This is a genomic window from Bradyrhizobium sp., assembly GCF_049519115.1.
In the GTDB taxonomy this organism is placed as follows: domain Bacteria; phylum Pseudomonadota; class Alphaproteobacteria; order Rhizobiales; family Xanthobacteraceae; genus Bradyrhizobium.
This window is the reverse complement of the sequence record NZ_JBEKRB010000176.1, coordinates 1-3137: the sequence shown is the minus strand read 5'-3', so window position 1 is coordinate 3137 and position 3137 is coordinate 1. Positions and strand designations below refer to the sequence as shown.

Genomic DNA, 3137 nt, shown 5'->3' with positions numbered 1-3137 from the left:
AGACTGGCCATCATACGAGTAGTAGGTAGCCGCGATCAGGTCGCGCTCAAATTCGGAAACTCGGTCGATCAGGCCGAAAGCTTTTTGTGTGTATTCCCGGCTGCGCTCTATGTCCCCGGCATTGTTGAACGCGATGCCGAGCATGAAGTAAGCCATTGCGAATTTCGGATCGAGTGTAATGGCGCGCTCAAACAACGGGACAGCGGCTAGAAATTGGCCCTGCTCCATCGCGGAATAACCCGCGGTGTAGTTCTGCAGAGCTTCTAGCGATGGAGTGGTGGCTTGTTCGAGCGGACGATTCAACTTCTGGATCGAGTTGAGCGACTCTCCCAGCTTGGCTCGCATGTCCGTGGCGGCGGTTCCCAACGCATTCAACACGTGCTCCTTGTCGTCCGCCTGAATCTGTTCCCGAGCCAGCGCGGCGCCGTCCGGACAAGTCGTTGCCTGTAGCGTGATGACATAGTTTTTACCCAGGCTCGCGATGGTGCCGTCGATCGTGGCCGCGGCTCCATCCCGCACGCAGATGTCATTCGCGACCTGGTTTGTTATATGGCTCGCGGGAGCAAGGCTCATCAACCGCAGGTCTTGTTGCATCTCCTCGTCATCCATGATTTTCAGAAAGGGTGATTGCTCCAGTTGGACGGCGAGCCCCTGGCGCAGGGTGCCGTCAAAAACAGCGTCGCCTGTCGTGTTGACGAAATCGGCGAGGACAATCGTGTCCTTATCGGTCAGTGCATGTGCCTTGCGGGAGAAAAACGCCCAGCCACTCACAGCCAGTCCAATGACCAGCGCGGTTGCGCCCGCCAGCGCACCCCATCGAGTCAATTTCCTCGCGGGCTTCAACTCGGTCGACCCTGAAGAGCCTGCGCTACGATTTGAATCCGAATCGCGCTGTATCCGTTGTAAGTCGGTTCGCACATCAGAAGCATGCTGATAGCGCAGGTTCCGATCTTTCTCCAGCGACTTGTTGATGATCCGCTCCAGTTCCGGGGGTACATCGGGATTCAGCCGCACCGGAGGAACCGGTGTTCGGGTCAGGATAGACTCGAAAATCACTCCTGTGCTTCCTCCGCGGAAGGGCAACACCCCGGTTGCCATCTCGTACAGCACCACACCAAACGAGAACAAATCCGTGCGCGCATCCAGCTCTTTGGTCCGTATTTGCTCCGGGGACATATAGGCAACCGTTCCCACCGCCGTTCCCGGAGTGGTCAGGCGCTCTTCAATGCTTGCGGTCGGCTGGGCCGTCGCGTCCGCCGGCTGCGAGTGGGTGAGAACCGGTGTCACTTTGGCTAAGCCAAAGTCGAGAATCTTGGCGCGTCCTCGTTTGGTGACGAAGATGTTCGCGGGCTTAATGTCGCGATGGACGATGCCAGCGGCGTGGGCAGCATCGAGCGCATCTGTGATCTCAATGCCGAGCGACATCACTGTCTCGATTTCTAAAGCCTTTCCGCCAACCCGATCTTTCAGGTTCATCCCTTCCAGAAATTCCATGACGATGAACGCTTGACCATCTTGCTTTCCGATCTCATGAATCGTGCAGATATTGGGATGGTTCAGGGCAGACGCAGCCCGCGCCTCGCGGCGAAAGCGTTCCAATGCCTGCGGGTCTTGGGCTACGTCCTCAGGTAAAAATTTCAGGGCAACGAAACGGCCGAGCAAAATATCCTCGGCCTTATAGACCACACCCATCCCGCCGCCACCCAGTTTCTCGATGACGCGGTAGTGCGAGATAGTTTGGCCGATCACTGGCGCGAATCTTACGTCTGCGAAACCGGCAAGTCAACGAACGCCATGGGGTTGGCGAGCTCACGCTTATTGCCGTTAACATCGCCATAACGCGCATTGAGAGTTGTACACTGCGTGCCAATGCTTCATGGCTCAGCCGCGCCGCGCATCGCTTTCAAAGGCCTATGGCACGACAGGGAAAGGCTGAGGAAAAAGTACGCGCACGCTGGCTTTGGGAACGGCCTGTCAATCCGGAGCAAGCGATAGCCTTGGTTAGCCGCACAAAAACCTTACGATTCCATGTTATTGGCTTCAACCGTCAGGGCGCGAATGTCTCCGAGGGAATGTGGAGATCGCAAGCCTTCAAGGGGCCCATGGCCATTGGCATGGGTGGTGGCCCCGCTCTGTAAGCCTTGCTGAAGCGAACGCGGAACAGCCAATAGATCATCAGGGGAAATGGCAGGAGCGCGAGGACGGTCAGGAAGATCGAGCCGCGCAGGAAAGCCGGAAAGACTTGTTGTTGGCCTAAGAAAAAAGATCCCGTGGCAATAAATAATCCAAAACACATGCGCCAGAGGTGACGCGTGATGCGCTGTCGGCCAGCGATGCCTCCCCTAGCTAGCATACGAACGTCTCCAGCGGCGGCGAGCAGGAGGACGACGCCGAAGAAGAAGCTCATGCCTGCGGGCGCGTTTTTGTCGGGGTGGTGGAGGTTCTGGACGCCGAGCGTGATGACGGCGGCTGCTCCCCCGAGGCCGACCAGGAGCGCGGCCCAGTCAGACCGGCCTATGTTCCTGCGGCGACCGGCGAGCCACGCTGTGGTGATCATGTAGAAGGTGACAATGCTGCCGATGATGTTGCCCCGCTGCGATTTCATGATGGCGAGCCAGAGGGCGCTGGAGGCCAATGTCACCATCGCGATGGTGAAGACGTTTCCAGAGGCGCGATGCAGACGGCTGCCTTTACGGACGGCCATGGCCAAGGTGCCGGCCAGCAGACCAACCGTGCCACCCAAAATGTGCAGGATTAAGAGCGGGAGTCGCATGCTTCCACGTCGGTTGAGCACTTGCGATTGCTACCACGGCCGAAGAGGTCACGACTCGGCAATCTAAGCAATAGACTCGCCCTGTACATGCAGGAATCCCCCGTACCGCAGCGATGTTAGCAGTCAGGACACCCTGCACGTCTGTTCAAGATTGCTCACTTTTCATCGAAGCCGAGCTATCTTGACCAGCGTCAAAACCTCTAATCGCCCGATTACAAGAGTTGGGCTTCCTCGATTCGTGCTTCCCGCTGAAAATCTTTGACTACTGATGCAGCCTCTACTTGTCCTCGGCGTGTTCCGGCAAATCGCTGGGATACGATTTGGGCGGCAGCAGGAATTGCACGCCAAAATATCCAAGAAAATA

Annotated in this window: 2 protein-coding genes; both read right to left on the bottom strand. The window is 57.4% G+C overall.

From position 1 onward, the window contains the following. Positions 1 to 1749 (bottom strand): serine/threonine-protein kinase (locus ABSE61_RS36765; RefSeq protein ID WP_423876050.1); only part of this gene is annotated, 1749 nt, incomplete at its 3' end. Between the two features lie 298 nt (positions 1750 to 2047). Beyond that, positions 2048 to 2773, bottom strand: coding sequence for a DUF2306 domain-containing protein (locus ABSE61_RS36760; protein WP_423876049.1), 726 nt, complete (start codon positions 2771 to 2773; stop codon positions 2048 to 2050). Between the last annotated feature and the right edge of the window lie 364 nt (positions 2774 to 3137).

Bases quoted from the DNA above. Each gene is read 5' to 3' on its own strand.
- ABSE61_RS36760 (WP_423876049.1), bottom strand. From the start codon at position 2,773: ATGCGACTCCCGCTCTTAATCCTGCACATTTTGGGTGGCACGGTTGGT.